Genomic DNA, 18979 nt, shown 5'->3' on the forward strand with positions numbered 1-18979 from the left:
CTGATGAAGATCCACAAATACGACACCGTCATCGTCGGCGCCGGCGGCGCCGGTATGCGCGCCGCGATCGAGTCGACGAAGCGCAGCCGCACCGCCGTCCTGACGAAGCTCTACCCCACCCGCTCCCACACGGGCGCCGCGCAGGGCGGTATGGCCGCCGCGCTCGCCAACGTGGAGGAGGACAACTGGGAGTGGCACACCTTCGACACGATCAAGGGCGGCGACTACCTGGTCGACCAGGACGCCGCCGAGATCCTGGCGAAGGAGGCCATCGACTCGGTCCTCGACCTGGAGAAGATGGGCCTGCCGTTCAACCGCACGCCGAACGGCACGATCGACCAGCGCCGCTTCGGCGGCCACTCGCGTAACCACGGCGAGGCTCCGGTCCGCCGGTCCTGCTACGCAGCGGACCGCACCGGCCACATGATCCTCCAGACGCTGTACCAGAACTGCGTGAAGGAGGGCGTGGAGTTCTTCAACGAGTTCTACGTCCTCGACCAGCTGATCGCCGACGTCGACGGCGTGAAGACGTCGGTGGGCGTCGTCGCGTACGAGCTGGCGACCGGCGAGATCCACGTCTTCCAGGCGAAGGCCGTGATCTACGCGTCCGGCGGCTGCGGCAAGTTCTTCAAGGTGACGTCGAACGCGCACACCCTGACCGGTGACGGCCAGGCCGCCGTGTACCGGCGCGGGCTGCCGCTGGAGGACATGGAGTTCTTCCAGTTCCACCCGACCGGCATCTGGCGCATGGGCATCCTGCTGACGGAGGGCGCCCGCGGTGAGGGCGGCATCCTCCGCAACAAGGACGGCGAGCGCTTCATGGAGAAGTACGCGCCGGTCATGAAGGACCTCGCGTCCCGTGACGTCGTGTCGCGCTCCATCTACACGGAGATCCGTGAGGGCCGCGGCTGCGGTCCCGAGGGAGACCACGTCTACCTCGACCTCACGCACCTCCCGCCGGAGCAGCTCGACGCGAAGCTCCCGGACATCACGGAGTTCGCGCGCACGTACCTGGGGATCGAGCCGTACACGGACCCGATCCCGATCCAGCCCACCGCGCACTACGCGATGGGCGGCATCCCGACGAACGTCCAGGGTGAGGTCCTCACCGACAACACCACGGTCGTCCCGGGCCTGTACGCGGCCGGCGAGGTCGCCTGCGTGTCGGTGCACGGCGCCAACCGCCTCGGCACCAACTCCCTCCTGGACATCAACGTGTTCGGGCGCCGGGCGGGCATCGCCGCGGCGGAGTACAGCCAGAAGGCGTCCTACGTCGAGCTGCCCGAGGACCCGGCGCAGCAGGTCATCGACCAGGTCGAGCACCTGCGCGACTCCACGGGCACCGAGCGCGTGGCCGTCCTCCGTCGCGAGCTGCAGGAGTGCATGGACGCGAACGTCATGGTGTTCCGCACCGAGCAGACGATCAAGACGGCGGTCGAGAAGATCGCGGAGCTGCGCGAGCGGTACCGCAACGTCTCGATCCAGGACAAGGGCCGCCGGTTCAACACGGACCTCCTGGAGGCCATCGAGCTGGGCAACCTGCTCGACCTCGCCGAGGTCATGGCGGTCTCGGCGCTCGCGCGCAAGGAGTCCCGCGGCGGTCACTACCGCGAGGACTACCCCAACCGCGACGACGTCAACTTCATGCGCCACACCATGGCGTACCGCGAGGTCGGCGACGACGGCACCGAGTCCATCCGTCTCGACTACAAGCCGGTCGTCCAGACCCGCTACCAGCCGATGGAGCGTAAGTACTGATGGCTACCCCTGTTCTGGACAAGGCGGAAGCGGCCGGCCAGCCCGAGCCCGGCTTCGCCGACTCCCCGTACATCACGGTCACCTTCCGCATCCGCCGCTTCAACTCCGAGGTCTCGGCGGAAGCGGTCTGGGAAGACTTCCAGCTGGAGATCGACCCCAAGGAGCGCGTCCTCGACGGTCTCCACAAGATCAAGTGGGACCTCGACGGCACGCTGACGTTCCGCCGCTCGTGCGCCCACGGCATCTGCGGCTCGGACGCGATGCGGATCAACGGCAAGAACCGTCTCGCCTGCAAGACCCTGATCAAGGACCTCAACCCCGAGAAGCCGATCACGGTCGAGCCGATCAAGGGTCTGACGGTCCTGAAGGACCTGGTCGTCGACATGGACCCGTTCTTCCAGGCGTACCGCGACGTGATGCCGTTCCTGATCACGAAGGACACGAACGAGCCGACGCGCGAGCGTCTCCAGACGGCCGAGGACCGCGAGCGCTTCGACGACACCACGAAGTGCATCCTCTGCGCCGCCTGCACGTCCTCGTGCCCGGTCTTCTGGAACGACGGCCAGTACTTCGGTCCGGCCGCCATCGTCAACGCCCACCGCTTCATCTTCGACTCGCGTGACGAGGCGGGCGAGCAGCGCCTGGAGATCCTCAACGACCGTGACGGCGTGTGGCGTTGCCGCACGACCTTCAACTGCACGGACGCGTGCCCGCGAGGCATCGAGGTCACGAAGGCGATCCAGGAAGTGAAGCGGGCGCTGATCACGCGGCGCTTCTGAGGTTGTTTTCTGTACGGCTGTGAGGGCCCCGTTCCCGGGTGGGAGCGGGGCCCTCGTCGTGTACATGGTGTGCAGGACGAGGAGTTGGCGGCATACTCGATGGACACCGGGCTTGGGGGGAGCGATGGGTGGTCTGAGGGGGCGGCTTGTCGCTTTGAGCCGTGTCCTCGCGGTGCATCCGACCGGCGAGCGCAGGACCGTGATCTCCCCGAAGAAACCTCCCGGCACCAGGAGGAGGCAAGGGGAATGGGTCTTCTTGTGCCTGGTCGAGGGCTGTGAAATCAACCTTGTCCGTAGGCCGAACAAAGAGCCCGCACCAACAGGGTGCCCTGCGCACGGGCCACTTCACCCCGTGTACCTGCCTCAGTCTCCCGCCGTTCCTGACGTGGAACGCGCATCCGACCGGCTCTACATATACGTCTGCAGAGACAGCGACTGCCTCCATATGCCTCAACGGGAACGATCGCCCCATGAGCCCGCTCCTGAATGCGACGGTATTCGGCACACGGGCCGCTCTGGAGAGACCGTGTTGGCCGTAGAACCGAAGAATTAGGGGGTGTTGTGCTCGGTGACCTCGCGCAGGCGGGAACGAAGGCACTTGGCGGCGACCGGTTCAGCCTCCTCAGCGTGCTCCCGGGTGCCATCGTCATCACGGCTGTCACCGTCCTTGTGGGGGCGCATGCCTACGAGCCCGGCAGGGGCATGAACCTGGGCGACGCACTGCCCAATGACCACAAGCTCGTCGTACTGGGGCTCGGCTCAGTGGGAGTTTTCCTTGGCGGAGTGCTGCTGCGCCCGTTCGAAATCGCACTGGTGCAGCTTCTTGAAGGCTACTGGCCGGCCGGATCCCTCCGGGGACGGGCACTTCCCATCGCCGTGGAACGCCACCGGCGGCTCCGCGAACAAGCAATCGCCCTCGACGAGACTCGGGCGGTCTCCCCTCCGAACAACGCGTCACTCACGCAACTTGCCCAATTTCACCGCGCAATGGCCCAAGAACGCCGGATCAAAGAACGCGCCGAACGCACAGCAGCCAAGTACTCCCCGTACGACGAACAGCTCATGCCCACCGCTCTTGGCAACATCCTCAAGAACGTGGAGGAAAGGACCGGGCGCCGCTATGGGCTCGACGTACTGAGCGCCTACCGACGTATCTACCCCTCTGTAGCACCGGAGTTCCGCCAGGCAATCGAGGAGCAGATGGACCTCATCTCCATCGCCTCCTCGCTGTGCGTAGCGTTCGGGATTGTGTCACTCGCGGCATCACCGCTGGTCTTCCGCATGAACTGGTGGACGCTTCTGCTGCCCGCCGCCATGGCAGCCTCCGCAATCGCATACCGGGGCGCCCAGCGAGCGGCGCAGGACCACGAAGAACTCATGAAGGCCGTTTTCGACGTGCACCGCTTCAATCTGGCGTCAGCCCTGCACTACGACCTGCCGGCGGATGCAGCCGGGGAGCTGGACCTCAACAAGCGAATCACTACTTTTCTGAATGCCTCTGAGCCGCTGGCCGAAGACAACGGCCTCAAGGACGAGCCTTTGAAGCACCCACCCACTGCTTGACAGCGTCACGCCGCATCCAGCTGGACCGCTCCGCCAATACCGACCAGGCTGATCTCAAGACGCCGTCCCAACGCCGAAGGCCTCCGCCTGCCGTACGCTCTCAGATTGGCGAAAACGGGGACACGTTCCGCCAGGGACGTGCCAAATGTATGGATCTCCCGCGCCACGACCACCGCACAGTCCTCCCCGAGCACGAACTCGACCCGCCCGAACAGCACCGTGACATCCGCGTACAGCACACCGCGCTCCTCGTCGTCCTGCGGAAACACCGCCTCCGACAGATCCACGCGCAGTGACCCGAAGACCGCCCGGACGACGATACGTCGAACGCCGTTCTCAGACGGAAGCAACTTCGCGTGCGCCGGGACGAACAGGCTCCCGTACCGCCTTATCGGAATCACCACATCGTCGGCGATCCCTCCCGAGCGGCTCAGCGCGATCAGGGCCCCCAAGGCGATCACCGCGAGCGGCACCACCCTGCTCTGCCACACGTCGCTCAGTCCGCCCTGTCCGGCCAGAGCCCACAGCCCACCCCCCACGAGCAGAACGAGGGGACCCAGCGCGGCGCCCTTGGGGAGCGCGGTACGGACGATGAGTATCGCCGCGAACGCCATCAGCAGGTACGGCGCGGCCACCAGCGCCCCTCGTGCCCCGGACCGCAGCGTCTGAGGCCCGCCCAGCAGCCACGTCGTGCCGACCACCACCGCCAGCAGCCCTAAAGCTGTTCGCACACGGCCCACTGACTCCCCCTCCCCCATTCAGTCTGAAGAGTACTGAAGGCCTCACAACCGATCCGTCGGCGGGCGCCCCGCGCCACCCGGGTGACCTCGTGGCCGGTTCCGCGAAGGTGGACGGATGACGTAAAGATGACGTTCTAACCTGACGGCATGTCAGATGAAGAGTCGTACGAACTGCTCGGCTTCGACAACCTCCTTCTCCCCGTCGGCGACCTCGCCGAAGCCGTCCCCTTCTACGAACGCGCCGGATTCACCGTCGGGTTCCGCCTCGACGAGGCCGGTATCGCGATCCTGAAGGTCGGCGGCGAGACACCCGGGGTTCTCCTGCGACAGGAGGACGGGCTGGGGCACAGGCCACCCCCCTGGCCCTCGCCGCGCGTGTGGCTGGAGGTGCCGGACGCGCGCAGGGCCGCCCAGCACCTCACCGCCGCCGGCATCGAACTGCTCGACGCACCCTTCTCCGTGGCCACCGGGTGGACCGTCGAGATCGCCGACCCCTGGGGCAACGTCATCGGGTTCACCGACTACTCGAAGCGGCCGGAGCTGGCGCGGCGCGTGTGACGCAGGTCCCAGCGCAAGCAAGTTGAACACGTTCAAAAATGCTCTTACAGTTCTTCCTGTCAGCATTTTTGAACGTGTTCAAGAAGGGGGAGGCGCATGGACCGCACGGTCATCGCCTACGTCATCTATCTGATCGTCAGCATCGGACTCACCATCTGGGTGGCACGGACGCTCAGCCGCAACGGGCGGATCTTCCTCGCCGACGTCCTACAGGGGAACGAAAAACTCGCGGAGGCCGTGAACCACCTCCTGGTGGTCGGTTTCTACCTCGTCAACCTCGGGTTCGTCGCCCTGTACCTCAGTGGCGACGGCACCATCGACGACACCCGGGGCATCTTCGAGGCCCTGTCGACCAAGGTCGGTGTGGTGCTGCTGGTGCTCGGAGTGATGCACCTGGCCAACGTGTACGTGCTCAACAAGATCCGGCGGCGCGGAATCATGGAGCGGGAGCAGGTGCCGCCCGTCGCGCCCCAGGACTGGGTCGGGGCGTGAGGACGGTGACAACCACCGCGGCGGACCGGACGACCCCGGTCCGCCGGCTCACCGTCCTGTACGACGCAGACTGCTCCCTGTGCGCCTTCCTGCGCGACTGGCTCGTACGGCAACCGCAGTTGGTGCCCCTGGAGCTGGTACCGGCGTCCTCCGAAGAGGCCCGGCAGCGCTTTCCCGGGCTCGACCATCGCGCCACCCTCGACGAGGTCACCGTCGTCGGCGACTCCGGGCAGGTCTACCGGGGAGCCGCCGCCTGGATCGTCACCCTGTGGGCCCTGCGCGAACAGCGGCCCCTGGCCCACCGGTTGAACACCCCGGCCGGGGCCCGCCTCGCCAGGGGCGCCGTGCTCGCCGCCGCGAAGTGGCGCGGGGCGCAGTGGGGCGCCGGAGGGTCGAGGGCCGGCCGGTGGGGCGGGGGTGTGTACCGGCAGGGAGACGGATGGTCGTACGACCCGCACGCGGGCTGGACGTACACCGCGCCGGGCTGCGCCGACGGTTCCTGCCCCACTGGATAGGCTCTGTCTCCGTGCCCGAGAAGAACGACAGCCCCCAAGAGGACGGCGGTACGCCCGCCAAGTCCGCGAAGTCCGAGCAGACCCGTGCGCTCATCCTGGAGACGGCCATGCGGCTGTTCCAGGAGCACGGCTACGACAAGACGACGATGCGGGCGATCGCCAAGGAGGCGGGCGTCTCGGTCGGCAACGCGTACTACTACTTCGCCGGCAAGGAGCACCTGATCCAGGGCTTCTACGACCGGATCGCCGAGGAGCACCGGCTCGCGGTCCGCGAGGTGCTGGACCGGGAGACCGATCTGGAGGCGCGGCTCGCGGGCGTGCTGCGGGTGTGGCTGGACATCGCGAAGCCGTACCACGAGTTCGCGGTGCAGTTCTTCAAGAACGCCGCCGACCCGGACAGCCCGCTCAGCCCGTTCTCCGCGGAGAGCGAGCACGCGCGTGTGCAGGCCATAGACGTCCACAAGGAGGTGCTGTTCGGGGCGAAGACCAAGGTGGCACCGGAACTGCGGGACGTGCTCCCGGAGTTGATGTGGCTCTCCCAGATGGGGCTCGTGCTGTATTGGGTGTTCGACCGGACGGAGGACCGGGAGCGGAGCTACCGGCTCGCCGAGCGCGGCGCCCGCCTCACCGCGCGCGGTGTGTCCCTCGCGCGCTTCCGGGTGCTGCGGCCCCTCGTCCTGGAGGTGCACGAGCTGTTCACGGACTTCCTGCCGGGCATGACCCACGCGCTGCCCGACCCGGGGAAGGCGAAGAAGAAGCAGGAGAAGCGCGGGGCGCCCGCCGCCGGACCTGCCGACGACGAACGCCCCTGAGCGCTCAGGTCAGTTGACGGCGTCCACCTCGCCCTCCGCGAGCTCGACGTCGTAGACCAGCGGGCCGTCCGCCACCGCCACGTGGCGGGCGATCGAGCCGTACGAAGTGGCCGTCGTCGCCAGGAGGTAGGTCCCCGGGCCCGGCACCGACACGATGTACGAGCCGTCCGCCAGGGACTCGACGCGGTCCAGCTGGCGTCCGCCCGCCGAGAGGAGCGTCACCGCGGCGCCCTCCACGGGCTCGCCCTCCGCCGTACGGACAAAACCGTGGACGGCGGACGCGGGGCCCTCTGGGGCGACCTGTACGGGCTCCTCGGCGGGCTCCACGGCGAGATGCGGCAGCGCCTTGTCCAGCCAGCCGGGCAGCCACCAGTTGGAGTTGCCGAGCAGGTGCATCGCGGCCGGCACCAGGGCCGTACGCAGGATGAAGGCGTCGAGGGCGACCGCGGCGGCCAGGCCGACGCCCGCCGTCGCCGCGCCGGAGTTGCCGCTGAGGACGAAGGCCAGGAAGACGCAGACCATGATCAGGGCCGCGCTGTTGATGACGCGGCTGGTCTCCGCGAGGCCGACGCGGACCGCGCGGGCGTTGTCCTTGGTGTGGACCCACTCCTCGTGCATACGGCTCACCAGGAACACCTGGTAGTCCATGGAGAGGCCGAACAGCAGGGACAGCATGATGACCGGCAGGAAGGCGTTGATCGGGCCCTCCTTGCCGAGGCCGAGCAGGTCCAGGCCCCAGCCCCACTGGAAGATCGCCACCAGGACACCGAAGGAGGCCGCCGCCGCGATGAGGTTCATCAGGGCGGCCGTCAGCGGGACCACGAGCGAGCGGAAGGCCAGCAGGAGGAGCAGGAAGCTCAGGCCGATGATCGTCGCGACGAAGAGCGGGAGGCGGTCGCCCGTGACGGTCGCGAAGTCCTTGGAGATCGCCGTCACGCCGCCGACGTGGCCGGTCACGCCGGCCTCGGGTATGACCTTGTCGCGCAGGGTGTCGATCAGGTCGTCCGTCTGCACGGACTGCGGTGAGGTCTTCGGGACGACCTGGATCACCGTCACGCCGTGCGCGGCCGGCAGCGCGGCGACCTGGGCCACGTCCTTCGTCCCCTGGATGTCCTTGACCAGCGCGGCGGTGTCGCCGCCGGAAGTGACCACCTGGAGGGGGCCGTTGAAGCCCGGCCCGAAGCCGTCGGCGAGCAGGTCGTACGCCTGCCTGGTGGTCGTCGACGCGTCGTCGTTGCCCTGGTCGGTTGCGCCGAGGCGCAACGACAGGATGGGGAAGGCGAGGACGGCCATCACCACGAGGGCGAACACGGCGATCCGGCGCGGGCGCTTCTGCACGGCGGCCGACCAGCGGGCCGCGAGGTTGTCGGTGCGCTCCGGCTCGGACCCGGTCGCGGCCAGCTTGCGCCGCTGCTTGCGGCTGAGCACCCGCACGCCCAGGAAGCCGAGCAGGGCGGGCAGCAGCGTCGTGGCCGCGAGGACACTCAGGACCACCGTGAGCGAGGTGCCGATGACCACGCCGTCCAGGAAGCGCAGGTTCGTCACCAGCATCCCGGCGAGCGCGATGCACACCGTGCCGCCCGCGAACAGCACCGCGCGCCCCGAGGTGTTGAGGGCGATGACCGCCGACTCCTCGGGATCCAGGCCGCGTTGGACGCCTCGTCGGTGCCGGGTGACGATGAACAGGGCGTAGTCGATGCCGACGCCGAGGCCGATCAACGTGGCGAGCAGGGGCGCCAGGTCGGGGATGTCGGTGGTGTGGCTGAGGAGCTGGGTGGAGAACAGGCCGGTGCCGACGCCGAAGATCGCGATGCCGATAGGGAGCAGCATCGCGTAGAACGAGCCGAAGGCCAGGAACAGGACGACGGCCGCCGCGATGATGCCGACCCCCTCGGCTATGCCGCCCGGCGGTTCCTCCACCCGCTGGACGGCCTGGCCGCCCAACTCGACCTGGAGGCCCTTGCGTCCGGCGTCCTGCGCGGTGTCCACGACGTTCTGGACGAGGTCCTTGGGGACGGCGTTCGCCTGCTCGGCGAAGGTGACCTGCGCGTACGCGATCGTCCCGTCGGAGCTGATCTGCGTCGCGCCCCGGGCGCCGGAGTACGGGCCGGTGACCCCGCCGACGCCCTTCATACCGGCGATCTCGTCGAGCACGGGCTGGATCCGGGTCCGTACGGACTGGTCCCGCACCGATCCCGAGTCGACCTTCCACACCACCGTGTCGGTGTCGCCCGAGCTGTTCGGGAACGCCTTCTCCATCAGGTCGTACGCGCGCTTGGAGTCCGTGTCCGGGAGGGAGAACACGTTCGCGTAGTTCGTACCGGCCGTAGAGGCCGAGAAGCCCAGGCCGAACAGTGCCCCCACCCACACCAACAGGACCACCAGCCGGTGCCGATAGCACCACCGTGCCAATGCCGCCACGCTCAACGCTCCTTAGTCGAAACCGAGTTGAATACATCGGTCGGTCGGTTGGTCCCCCAGGTCCTGGGCTACAGAATTGGCGGCGGCACGCACGCGTGGACACGCATCGGCCATGACTCTCAAGGAACTCCAAAGACCCGGCCGGCCCGGCTGTCGGTGCCCCGGCGGATACTGGGGGCATGACGGCTCCAGGAACCGTGCTGGTGGTGGAGGACGAACCGAGCATCGCCGACGTCCTCGCCATCGCGCTGCGCTACCACCGCTTCGAGGTGATGGTCGCGGGCACCGTGCGCGAGGCGCTCGCGCTGGCCGAGCGCACCCGCCCGGACTGCGCGCTGCTCGACGTGATGCTCCCGGACGGCGACGGCCGCGCCCTGGGGCACGAACTGCGCGCCCGCAGACCCGAGCTGGCGATCGTCTTCCTCACCGCGCGGGACGCGCCCGCCGAGATCGTCGGCGCCCTCGGCTTCGGCGACGACTACATCACTAAGCCGTTCGACATCGACGTGGTCGTCGCCCGCATCACCGCCGTCCTGCGCCGCACCCGCCCCGCCGACGTCCTCCCGCAGCGCCCGCCGCTGCGCTACGGCGACCTGGAGCTGGACGAGACGACGTACTCGGTGCACCGCGCGGGCCGCTCGGTCGAGCTGACCCCCACCGAGTACGCCCTGCTGCGCTTCCTGGTGCGCAACGGCGGCCGGGTCGTGCCCAAGGAGCAACTCCTGCGCCACGTCTGGCAGTACGAGCACACCCCGCAGGAGTCGACCGTCGTCGAGACCTACATCAGCTATCTGCGGCGCAAGCTGGAGACCCTGGGACCGCCTGTGATCACCACGCGGCGGGGCGTCGGATACGGGCTCGCATGAGGAAGTTCCATCTCCCGAACTGCGAGCGCGGGGTCGACTCCCTGCGCGCCAAACTGACGCTCGCGAACGTGGCACTGCTGGCGCTCGGCATCGTCATGGCCACCGCCGTCAGCCTGATGGGCATGCGGCACTATCTGCTCGCCCAGGTCGACACCGAGCTGACCAAGTCCCGTGACTCGCTGAGCGGTTCCCAGCTCACCATGCAGCAGCTCAACATGCTGAGCACGCTGGCCGGCATCGGCGACCACCTGATGCCCCAGGAGAGTGCCGACTCACCGAAGCCGGACAAGGTGTTCGCGGCGGTCGGCCCCCAGGGCAAGGTGCTCACCATCGCCGGCTTCGCCCCGACCACCGACCAGCGGGCACTCGCCGCGGTCTTCAGCGACCCGGCCACACTGGCCGCGGACGGCACACCGCGCGACATCTCGCTGCGCGGCGACCCCTACCGCGCCACCGGCACCCGGCTCGCCGACGGCACGTACATCCTGATCGCCGCCTCCACCGGCGGCCTCCACCACGGCATGGCCAAGGCCCTCAAGCTGGACCTCGCCTTCGGCAGCCTGCTGCTCGTGCTGCTCGCCGCGCTGACCATGATGAGCGTGCGCCGGCGGCTGCTGCCCCTGGAGGACATGGTGGAGACCTCGACGGCCATCGCCGAGGGCGATCTGACCCGGCGCGTGCCCTCCAGCCACCATCCGACGCAGGAGGTCGAGCAGCTGCGGGTCGCCCTCAACTCCATGCTCCACCAGGTGGAGTCGGCGTACCGCACGCGCGAGCGTACGGCCGCCCACCTGCGCCGCTTCGTGGCCGACGCCTCGCACGAGCTGCGCACCCCGCTGTCGGCGATCCGCGGCTACCTCCAGCTGTACGACAAGGGCATGCTGACCGAGCCCGACGAGCGCAAGCGTGCCTGGGACCGGATGAACGCGGAGGCGGACCGCATGGGCCGTCTCGTCGACGAACTACTCACGCTGGCCCGCCTGGACCAACAGCCCGAACTGCGCTTCCGGAACGTCGATCTGAGCCGCCTGGTGCGCGACGCCGCCGAGGACCTCCGGGTGCAGCAGCCCGAGCGGCCCGTCACGGTCGGCGCCGACGGCTCCCTCCTGGTGCGCGCCGACGAGTCGGGCCTGCGCCAGATACTCGGCAACCTGGTGACCAACGTCCGCACCCACACACCCGCCGACGTGCCCGTGCGGCTCGGTGTGGAGCGCGAGGACGGGGTCGTACGGCTGTGTGTCGCCGACCAGGGTCCGGGGCTGTGCCAAGACGACGCGGCGCGCATCTTCGACCGGTTCTTCCGGGCGGGCGGCGGTGCGGGCAGCGGTCTGGGGCTGGCGATCGTCCAGGGCGTCGTCAAGGCGCACGGCGGTGACGTGGCGGTGCGAACGGCGCCGGGCGAGGGGCTCGCGGTGACGGTGACCCTGCCGACGCGGGCGCCCGTGCCGTCGTAGAGCAGCACGGGTCGTGGAGCACGCGTCTCAGGGGGTGTCGGACTGGACCAGGGCCCAGACCGTCTTGCCGTGTGTGCCGCGGCTCCAGACGCCCCAGGCGGCCGCGATGCCCTCCACGAGGTGGAGACCGCGGCCGGCCTCCTCCAGGGCCGTCACGACCCGCAGACGGGGTTCCAGGTGGCCCTCGTCCGACACCTCTATGAGGCAGGAGCCGTCCGCCAGGGCCGTCACCGCCACCTCGAACTCCCGCTCCAGGAGCGGCCCGTGGCGTACGACGTTGGTCGCCAGCTCGGACACGAGCAGCACCGCGTCCTGGAGCGCCGGATCGTCACTCCGGTGCCCCCAGTCGGCCAGATGGTCCCGGACCCGGCGCCGGGCGAGACCCACGGACGCCGGGTGCCGGGGCAGCCGGAAGGAGTTGCGTCTGACCACGTCGGCTCCTCACCCCACCCACACCTCCGTCACATGGTGCTGCGTGCGATGGCCGACCGGTGTCACTCGGACAAAAGATCGAACAAAGGTCAGCGCCCGGAGGCGTCAGATCCAGTCCAGCGCCCACAGCCGGAACACGCCGGTGCCGTCCGTGAGGTAGGAGATGCCGCCGACGTCCTCGCTGCTCACCACGTACTCCTTGCGCTGCCACAGCGGGATCAGCGGCACGTCGGCGGCCACGTCCGACTGGAGGTCGCGGAAGTCGTCGTCGACGCGGCTGCGGTCGGCGAACTTCTGGCTGCTGAGGATCAGCTGGTCGACGATCTTGTTGCTGTAGCCGGTGTTCATGGTGGAGCCGGTGCCGACGAGCGGGGAGCCGAAGGTGTCCGGGTCGGGGTAGTCGGCGACCCAGCCGACGGCGTACGCGTCCAGCTTGCCGGTCGCCCAGCGCTTCTGGAAGTCGGTCCACTCGTAGCCCTTGACGTCCACCTTGAAGAGCCCGCCCGCCTCCAGCTGCTTCTTCAGCTCGGCGGCCTCCTCCTTGCCGGAGCCGTGCCCGATGCCGTAGCCGTAGGTGAAGTGCACCGGGAGGGAGACGCCGGCCTCTTCGAGGAGTGCCTTCGCTTTCTTGGTGCTCTGGGAGGGGTAGTCGTCGAAGAAGGACGTCGTGTGGCCGACGATCCCGGTGGGGATCAGCGAGTACAGCGGGTCGACCGTGTCGTCGTACACCGTGGCGGCCAGCTGTTCGCGGTTGATCAGCCAGGCCATGGCCCGCCGCACGAGGACGTCGTGCAGGGGCGTGCCCTTGCGGGTGTTGAGGTACAGGTTGCGGGTCTCGGAGCTGTCCGCCTCCGACACGCGCTGGTTGGGGTCGCTCGCGGAGAGCCCGGAGAGCATCTTTGGCGGCAACTGGCGGGTGGCCACCTGGACCTGCTTCGCCTTGTACGCCTTCTGCAGCGCGTCCGAGTCGGCGTAGTACCGCAGCTCGATCGGGCTCCCGGTGTTCTTGACGGCACCCTTGTAGTGGCTGTTCGGCGAAAGGACCGCCTTCTTGTCCTTCGTATACGTGGACAGGGTGTACGGCCCGGTGCCGTCGACCTGGTAGCCGTTGCGCGGGGCGTCCTTCGGGTACTTGGTGCTGTCGACGATCGCACCGGCGCCGGTGGCCACCTTGAACGGGAACGTGGCGTCCGGGGACGACAGATGGAAGGTGACGGTCATCCCGGAGGCGTCGACCGAGCCGAGCGTGGAGAGCAGGGACGACGGACCGACATCGGAGTTGATCTTCTTGACCCGGTCGAAGGAGAACTTCACGTCCTCGGCGGTCATCGTGCGCCCGCTCGGGAAGGTGAGCCCGTCGCGCACCACACAGCGGTACGTCGTCAGCCCGCCGCCCACGAACGCGCAGCTCTTGGCCGCGTCCGGCACGGGTGTCGTACCGCCCGAGTCGAACGTCATCAGTGACTGGAAGACGTTGCTGTACAGCGCCCAGGAACCGGCGTCGTACGCGGCGGCCGGGTCGAGGGACGTGACAGCGTCCGTCGTCCCGACCGTGATCGTCTTGTCCTTGCTCCCGTCCGACGGCAGCAACTGCCAGCCACCGACTCCCACAGCCGCCAGAACCAGCAGCGTCGCGAGAATCCGCATGCGAACCGACCGCATCGGTGTGCCCTCCCAAGGACCCTCCCGGGCCCCTCACATACGCCACTCCCCTAGTGGCGCGGATCACCTAACCACAGGAGTTTCATCGGGGGGAAGAGAGTTCTGCCGAGATGAGAAAGAACTTACCGACGGGTGTTAATTGCCCGTTTCACAGCCGACTCTCAGCCAGTTCGCAGACATGCTCCGGCATCGGCAACTAAGCCTGTTTCGAGGCCAGTTCGACGACCGTGATGTCCGACGGCGCCCCCACGCGCGTGGGTGGTCCCCAGGCGCCGGCGCCCCTGCTGACGTACAACTCGGTGTCGCCGTACCGCTCCAGGCCCGCGACCGTCGGATTGGCCGCCTCCGCGACGAAGTTGCCGGGCCACAACTGGCCGCCGTGGGTGTGCCCGGAGAGCTGGAGGTCGACGTTGTGCTTGACGGCCTCGTGGATCTGCACGGGCTGATGCGCGAGCAGCACGCACGCGCGCGTGGTGTCACGATCGCCGAGCGCCTTCCCGAAGTCGGGCCCCTGCCCCTCGCTCTCGCCCTGGAGGTCGTTGACCCCGGCGAGGTCGAACCCGGCCAGTTCTGTACGGGCGTTCTCCAGGGGGTGGATCCCGAGCCGCCGCACTTCTTCGACCCAGGCGGCGGCACCGGAGAAGTACTCGTGATTACCGGTGACGAAGAAGCTCCCGTGCCGCGCCTTCAGCCCGGCCAGGGGCGCTGCCGCGGGCCCCAGGTTCTTGACGCTCCCGTCGACCAGGTCACCGACGACGGCGATCAGATCGGGCTGGGTCGCGTTGATCGTGTCGACGACCTTCTGCGCGAACCCCCGCCCCAGGAGCGGCCCCAGGTGAATGTCACTGACGACCGCGATCCTGAACCCGTGCGCCGACCGCGGCAGCTTGGCCAGCGGCACGGTCACCCGCTTGACGCTCGGCCCGCGCAGCACACCGTAGGTGCCGTACCCGACGGTCCCCACGGCCGCGGCGGCGGCCGCACCCCCGACGACACGGGAGACGAAGAGCCGGCGGGAGGGAACGGCGAGCGGAGCACTCCTCCGCGGCACTTCTGGAGCCGCCTCAGCGGCCGCTTCGGGAACCGTCGCGAAGGCCAGGGCCTCGTGCTCCTCCACGGCCGTCTCGGGCCGCCCACGCCGTTCGAGGAGCCTGCGCAGCAGCGGCCGCAGGACCTCACCCGCGAGGACGGCCAGCAGGAGGTAGATCGCCAGGGCCATCCACAGGAAACCGGGCCAGCCCAGGGCTTGTTGGAGCCAGAAGGGTGCGCCGCCTCGTTCGGCGGCCAGGGCCGCGATCATCAGCACCGGGCCGGCGACGAGCACGGCCGTGCCGGTGATGCGGGCGGGGCCCCACGCGCGCGTGGTGTCGCGGACGAGGCGGCGCCAGACGTACCAGTGGAGCCCGCCGAGGACGGCGACGGCGATCAGGGCCACGAGGGCGATGACGACGATGGCCACTTCTTTATGACGTCTCGCGCAGTGCGCGCAGTCCACGCAACCCGAGGCCCCCGATGACCGTCCCCAATACGAAGGAGACGATGGCGAGAGTCAGGTGCACCCAGAAGTACGCCGTCGGGTGGCCGTCGTCGAAGGCCAGACCACTGCTGTCCGCGACCAGGTTTTTGACGAAAGTGACCCAGATGACCCAGCTCCACACCCCGAAGGCGAGCAGGAACCAGGAGACGGGGCGGCTGAGCTTCATGAGTCCAGTATCGCCGTCGTCCCCTGGGGCCCGTGTCCGGGGTGGGGCCGGTGACGGGACTTCGGGTCCCCCGGCATGTACGTTCTCGTCCGTGCCCGCTCCACTGAAGACCATCAGGCGATCCCTGCTGGTGCTTTCCGCCGCCCTGTCGTCCCTCGCGCTCACCGCGCCCGTCGCCCTCGCGGCTCCGAGTCCGACTCCCACCCCGACCGCGACCGCGACCCCGAGTTCGTCGGCGAGTTCGTCGGCGACTCCTACGGCCACTCCCCCGGCCGACATGTCGTCGGTGGGCGGTACCCGCCTCGGCATGGCGGGGACGCAGGTCAACCTGACGTCCGGCGTCCCGGTGCTGCCGAAGGACGTGACCGCGCGGTCGTGGATCGTGAGCGACGCCGAGTCGGGCGCGGTGCTCGCCGCGCACAACGCGCACTGGCGGCTGCCTCCGGCGAGCACCCTGAAGATGCTGTTCGCGGATACCGTGCTGCCGAAGTTCCCGAAGACGACCGAGCACAAGGTCGTCGCGTCCGACCTGGCCGGCATGGGCGCCGGTTCGAGCCTGGTCGGGATAAAGGAGGGCGAGAGCTACACGGTCCACGACCTGTGGCTCGGTGTCTTCCTGCGCTCCGGAAACGACGCGGTGCACGTCCTGTCCCACATGAACGGGGGCGTCGCCAAGACCGTCTCCGACATGAACGCGCACGCCCAGGACCTCCAGGCACTCGACACGCGCGTGGTGACCCCGGACGGCTACGACGAGCCGGGGCAGGTCTCGTCGGCGTACGACCTGACGCTGTTCGCGCGCTCCGGGCTGCAGAAGAAGGACTTCCGGGAGTACTGCTCGACGGTGAGCGCGAAGTTCCCGGGCGAGACGACGAAGAAGAAGGGCAAGCCGGTCCGCGGGACCTTCGACATCCAGAACACCAACCGGCTGCTGAGCGGCGACTCGGACGTCTCGGTGTACCCGGGCATCGCGGGCGTCAAGAACGGCAACACCACCAACGCGGGCGCCACCTTCACCGGCGTCGCCGAGCGCAACGGCAAGGTGCTGCTGGTCACCGTCATGAACCCGGAGAAGGACGAGCACAACGAGGTCTACAAGGAGGCCGCGAAGATCCTCGACTGGGGCTTCCAGGCGGACGGGAAGGTGCAGCCGGTGGGTGAGCTCGTCGCGCCCAAGAACGTCCCGCAGGCGAGCGCACAGCCGGGTGCGACGGCCACCGGGGAGGCGGGCGGCGACACGTCCACGAAGCCGAGCGCGAGCGGTTCGGCCGCCGCCTCGGCCGCGGAGGACGACGGTTCGAGCGGGGTCGGGATCGCGCTCGCGGTCACCGGCGGCCTGCTGGTGCTGCTCGCGGCCGGTGTCTTCCTGGTCAACCGGCGCTGGCCGCTGCCGGATCTGGTCCGGCGTCGTCGTCCCTGACCTTCGGGTTCTCGGTCTCGTCGGTCGGGTCGTACTCGTCCTCCTCGGGGTCCCCCTTGCTCGGCGTCGCCGTCCAGGCGGCGCAGAACAGGACCAGCTTCGAGGTGAAGTTCATCCACAGCAGCAGCGCCACGGGGACGCCGAACGCGCCGTACATGCTCTTCGCGGCCACACCCTGGATGTAGCCGCTGAGCAGCAGCTTCAGCAGTTCGAAGCCGACCGCGCCGATCAGCGCGGCCAGGGAGAGGCGGCGACGCGGGGGTTCGACGCCGGGCAGCAGCGTCAGGACGTACAGCAGGAGCAGGAAGTCGACGAACACCGCGACGCCGAACGCGGCGATTCGCAGCAGGACCCCGCCCCAACCGCCCTCCACCAGCCCCAGTTCGCGGCTGATCCAGTCGACCAGGGCGGAGGCGACCGTGGAGATGGCGATCGTCGCGAGGACGGCGCCGCCCAGGCCGATCAGCACCCCGGTGTCGATGAGCTTGCGCAGGAGGGGGTTCTCGTCGCGGTCGGGCAGCTCCCACACCGCGCGCAGACACTCCCGCATCGAGCCGACCCAGCCGATGCCGGTGAACAGCAGGACGGCACCGGCGATGAGACCGATGGTGCCCGCGTTGTCCACCAGGGAACCGATGTTGAGCTGGTCGGAGATGCCGGGGACCTGCTCGGCGATCTTGTCCTGGAGTTCGTGCTGCTGGTCGGTGCTCAGGGTGGCGGCGGCGATCGCGGCGGCCACGGTCAGCAGCGGGAACAGCGCGATGAAGCTGATGAACGTCATCGCGGCGGCCAGCTGCGACCACTTCACCCGGTCCAGCCGCTCGTACGACCGCCACGCGTGCGTGAGCATCAGGCGCGCCACCAGCGGCCCGATGAGGGGGAGCTTCTTCAGCCAGTCCATGATCCGATTCTGCCCTCGTCCGGGGACACCGATGTGCGGGTACCCCGGGAACGCGCGCGTGGCGCCCTGTCGAGCGGCATCCGATTAATCGCCCATTTCAGGGAGGGCGCCGACGCCGTACGACTAACCGCCCATAAGCGGGCGATACGGTCACAGGCATGCGTCCTCCACAGTCCCTCCTCGTCCTCGGCGGCACGTCCCGGATCGCGCTGGCCACCGCCCGCCGGATGATCGCGCGCCGCACCCGCACGGTGTGGCTGGCGGGCCGCCCGTCGCCCGCCCTGGAGAGTGCCGCTTCGGAACTGCGTGCCCTGGGGGCCGTGGTCCACACCGTCGCCTTCGACGCGCTCGACCCCGACTCCCACGAGACCGTGCTCGGCAAGGTCTTCGCCGAGGGCGCCATCGACATGGTCCTGCTCGCCTTCGGCGTCCTCGGCGACCAGGCCCAGGACGAGCGCGAACCGGCCGCCGCGGTACGGGTCGCGCGGACCAACTACATCGGAGCCGTCTCGTCCGGCCTGATCAGCGCCCGCGCCCTGCAGAGCCAAGGCCACGGCTCCCTGGTGGTGCTCTCCTCGGTCGCCGGCGAACGGGCCCGCCGCGCGAACTTCATCTACGGCTCCAGCAAGGCCGGCCTGGACACCTTCGCCCAGGGGCTGGGCGACGCGCTGCACGGCACGGGCGTGCACGTCATGGTCGTACGGCCGGGGCTCGTACGGTCGAGGACCATGGCCGACCCGAAGGCGGCCTCGCTCACGACCACCCCCGAATCCGTCGCCGCAGCCATCGAACTGGGCCTGCGCCGGGGCTCGGAGACGGTGTGGGTGCCGGGGACGCTGCGCGTGCTGACGTCGGCGCTGCGGCACCTGCCACGGACGCTGTTCCGGCGACTGGCGGTCTGAC

At 69.0% G+C, this 18979-nt stretch carries 18 protein-coding genes; 11 read left to right on the forward strand and 7 right to left on the reverse strand.

Translation table 11 applies throughout. From position 1 onward, the window contains the following. The first annotated feature begins 3 nt into the window (after window positions 1-3). The 3 genes from sdhA (at window position 4) to OG714_RS20495 (ending at window position 4100) form a co-directional block, all read left to right on the forward strand. Window positions 4-1758 carry a succinate dehydrogenase flavoprotein subunit gene (gene sdhA / locus OG714_RS20485; RefSeq protein WP_406122928.1) on the forward strand — a complete coding sequence of 585 codons (1755 nt, stop codon included), beginning with the start codon at window positions 4-6 and terminating at the stop codon, window positions 1756-1758. After that, the gene (locus tag OG714_RS20490) at window positions 1758-2537 is read left to right on the forward strand and encodes a succinate dehydrogenase iron-sulfur subunit (protein ID WP_406122930.1); all 780 of its coding nucleotides are present in this window, start codon (window positions 1758-1760) and stop codon (window positions 2535-2537) included. Before sdhA ends, OG714_RS20490 begins: the two co-directional genes overlap by 1 nt. Before the next feature lie 561 nt (window positions 2538-3098). Beyond that, window positions 3099-4100: a hypothetical protein gene (locus OG714_RS20495; protein ID WP_406122932.1), complete on the forward strand. Its 1002-nt coding sequence runs from the start codon at window positions 3099-3101 to the stop codon at window positions 4098-4100. Window positions 4101-4105: 5 nt separating this feature from the next. On the opposite strand, the gene OG714_RS20500 is transcribed toward OG714_RS20495, so the two are convergent. After that, a complete protein-coding gene (locus OG714_RS20500) occupies window positions 4106-4840 on the reverse strand; it encodes a hypothetical protein (protein ID WP_406122934.1) in 735 nt (244 codons plus the stop codon). A 147-nt stretch (window positions 4841-4987) separates the two neighbouring features. On the opposite strand from OG714_RS20500, the gene OG714_RS20505 reads away from it, so the two are divergent. The 4 genes from OG714_RS20505 (at window position 4988) to OG714_RS20520 (ending at window position 7217) form a co-directional block, all read left to right on the forward strand. After that, window positions 4988-5398, forward strand: coding sequence for a VOC family protein (locus OG714_RS20505; protein WP_406122936.1), 411 nt, complete (start codon window positions 4988-4990; stop codon window positions 5396-5398). 96 nt (window positions 5399-5494) lie between these two features. Further along, complete coding sequence (locus OG714_RS20510) at window positions 5495-5890, forward strand: hypothetical protein (RefSeq protein WP_406122938.1); 396 nt, start codon at window positions 5495-5497, stop codon at window positions 5888-5890. Continuing rightward, on the forward strand, window positions 5887-6405 hold the full coding sequence (locus OG714_RS20515; protein WP_406122940.1) for a thiol-disulfide oxidoreductase DCC family protein: 519 nt from the start codon (window positions 5887-5889) through the stop codon (window positions 6403-6405). The genes OG714_RS20510 and OG714_RS20515 overlap by 4 nt, the downstream gene beginning before the upstream one ends. A gap of 11 nt (window positions 6406-6416) precedes the next feature. After that, window positions 6417-7217 (forward strand): TetR family transcriptional regulator, encoded by an 801-nt coding sequence (locus OG714_RS20520; RefSeq protein WP_406122942.1) that lies wholly within the window; start codon window positions 6417-6419, stop codon window positions 7215-7217. 9 nt (window positions 7218-7226) lie between these two features. Here OG714_RS20520 and OG714_RS20525 read toward each other — a convergent pair whose 3' ends face one another. Continuing rightward, window positions 7227-9629, reverse strand: coding sequence for an MMPL family transporter (locus OG714_RS20525; protein WP_406131889.1), 2403 nt, complete (start codon window positions 9627-9629; stop codon window positions 7227-7229). 188 nt (window positions 9630-9817) lie between these two features. On the opposite strand from OG714_RS20525, the gene OG714_RS20530 reads away from it, so the two are divergent. Both OG714_RS20530 and OG714_RS20535 read left to right on the forward strand, forming a co-directional pair. Beyond that, entirely contained in the window at window positions 9818-10504 is a 687-nt protein-coding gene (locus OG714_RS20530; protein ID WP_406122944.1) for a response regulator transcription factor, read from the forward strand. Beyond that, window positions 10501-11958, forward strand: coding sequence for a sensor histidine kinase (locus tag OG714_RS20535; RefSeq protein ID WP_406122946.1), 1458 nt, complete (start codon window positions 10501-10503; stop codon window positions 11956-11958). The genes OG714_RS20530 and OG714_RS20535 overlap by 4 nt, the downstream gene beginning before the upstream one ends. Window positions 11959-11985: 27 nt before the next feature. Here the strand turns inward: OG714_RS20535 and OG714_RS20540 are convergent, their stop codons facing one another. The 4 genes from OG714_RS20540 to OG714_RS20555 all read right to left on the reverse strand — a co-directional run bounded on the left by OG714_RS20540 (window position 11986) and on the right by OG714_RS20555 (window position 15755). Beyond that, the gene (locus OG714_RS20540; protein WP_406122948.1) at window positions 11986-12390 is read right to left on the reverse strand and encodes an ATP-binding protein; all 405 of its coding nucleotides are present in this window, start codon (window positions 12388-12390) and stop codon (window positions 11986-11988) included. 105 nt (window positions 12391-12495) lie between these two features. Next, window positions 12496-14052, reverse strand: coding sequence for an ABC transporter substrate-binding protein (locus OG714_RS20545; RefSeq protein WP_406122950.1), 1557 nt, complete (start codon window positions 14050-14052; stop codon window positions 12496-12498). Window positions 14053-14248: 196 nt separating this feature from the next. Beyond that, on the reverse strand, window positions 14249-15511 hold the full coding sequence (locus tag OG714_RS20550) for a metallophosphoesterase (protein ID WP_406122952.1): 1263 nt from the start codon (window positions 15509-15511) through the stop codon (window positions 14249-14251). Between the two features lie 4 nt (window positions 15512-15515). Continuing rightward, complete coding sequence (locus OG714_RS20555) at window positions 15516-15755, reverse strand: SCO4848 family membrane protein (protein WP_327401786.1); 240 nt, start codon at window positions 15753-15755, stop codon at window positions 15516-15518. Window positions 15756-15846: 91 nt separating this feature from the next. Between OG714_RS20555 and OG714_RS20560 the strand changes: the two genes are divergently transcribed. Further along, window positions 15847-17175 (forward strand): D-alanyl-D-alanine carboxypeptidase family protein, encoded by a 1329-nt coding sequence (locus tag OG714_RS20560; protein WP_406122955.1) that lies wholly within the window; start codon window positions 15847-15849, stop codon window positions 17173-17175. Here the strand turns inward: OG714_RS20560 and OG714_RS20565 are convergent. After that, window positions 17126-18076, reverse strand: coding sequence for a YihY/virulence factor BrkB family protein (locus tag OG714_RS20565; protein ID WP_406122957.1), 951 nt, complete (start codon window positions 18074-18076; stop codon window positions 17126-17128). The two genes, OG714_RS20560 and OG714_RS20565, sit on opposite strands and share 50 nt — an antisense overlap. A 158-nt stretch (window positions 18077-18234) precedes the next feature. Between OG714_RS20565 and OG714_RS20570 the strand changes: the two genes are divergently transcribed. Continuing rightward, entirely contained in the window at window positions 18235-18978 is a 744-nt protein-coding gene (locus OG714_RS20570) for a decaprenylphospho-beta-D-erythro-pentofuranosid-2-ulose 2-reductase (RefSeq protein ID WP_406122959.1), read from the forward strand. The last annotated feature ends 1 nt before the right edge of the window (window position 18979 follow it).

Origin of the sequence: Streptomyces sp. NBC_00989, assembly GCF_045162655.1 — a bacterium.
Taxonomy (GTDB): domain Bacteria; phylum Actinomycetota; class Actinomycetes; order Streptomycetales; family Streptomycetaceae; genus Streptomyces.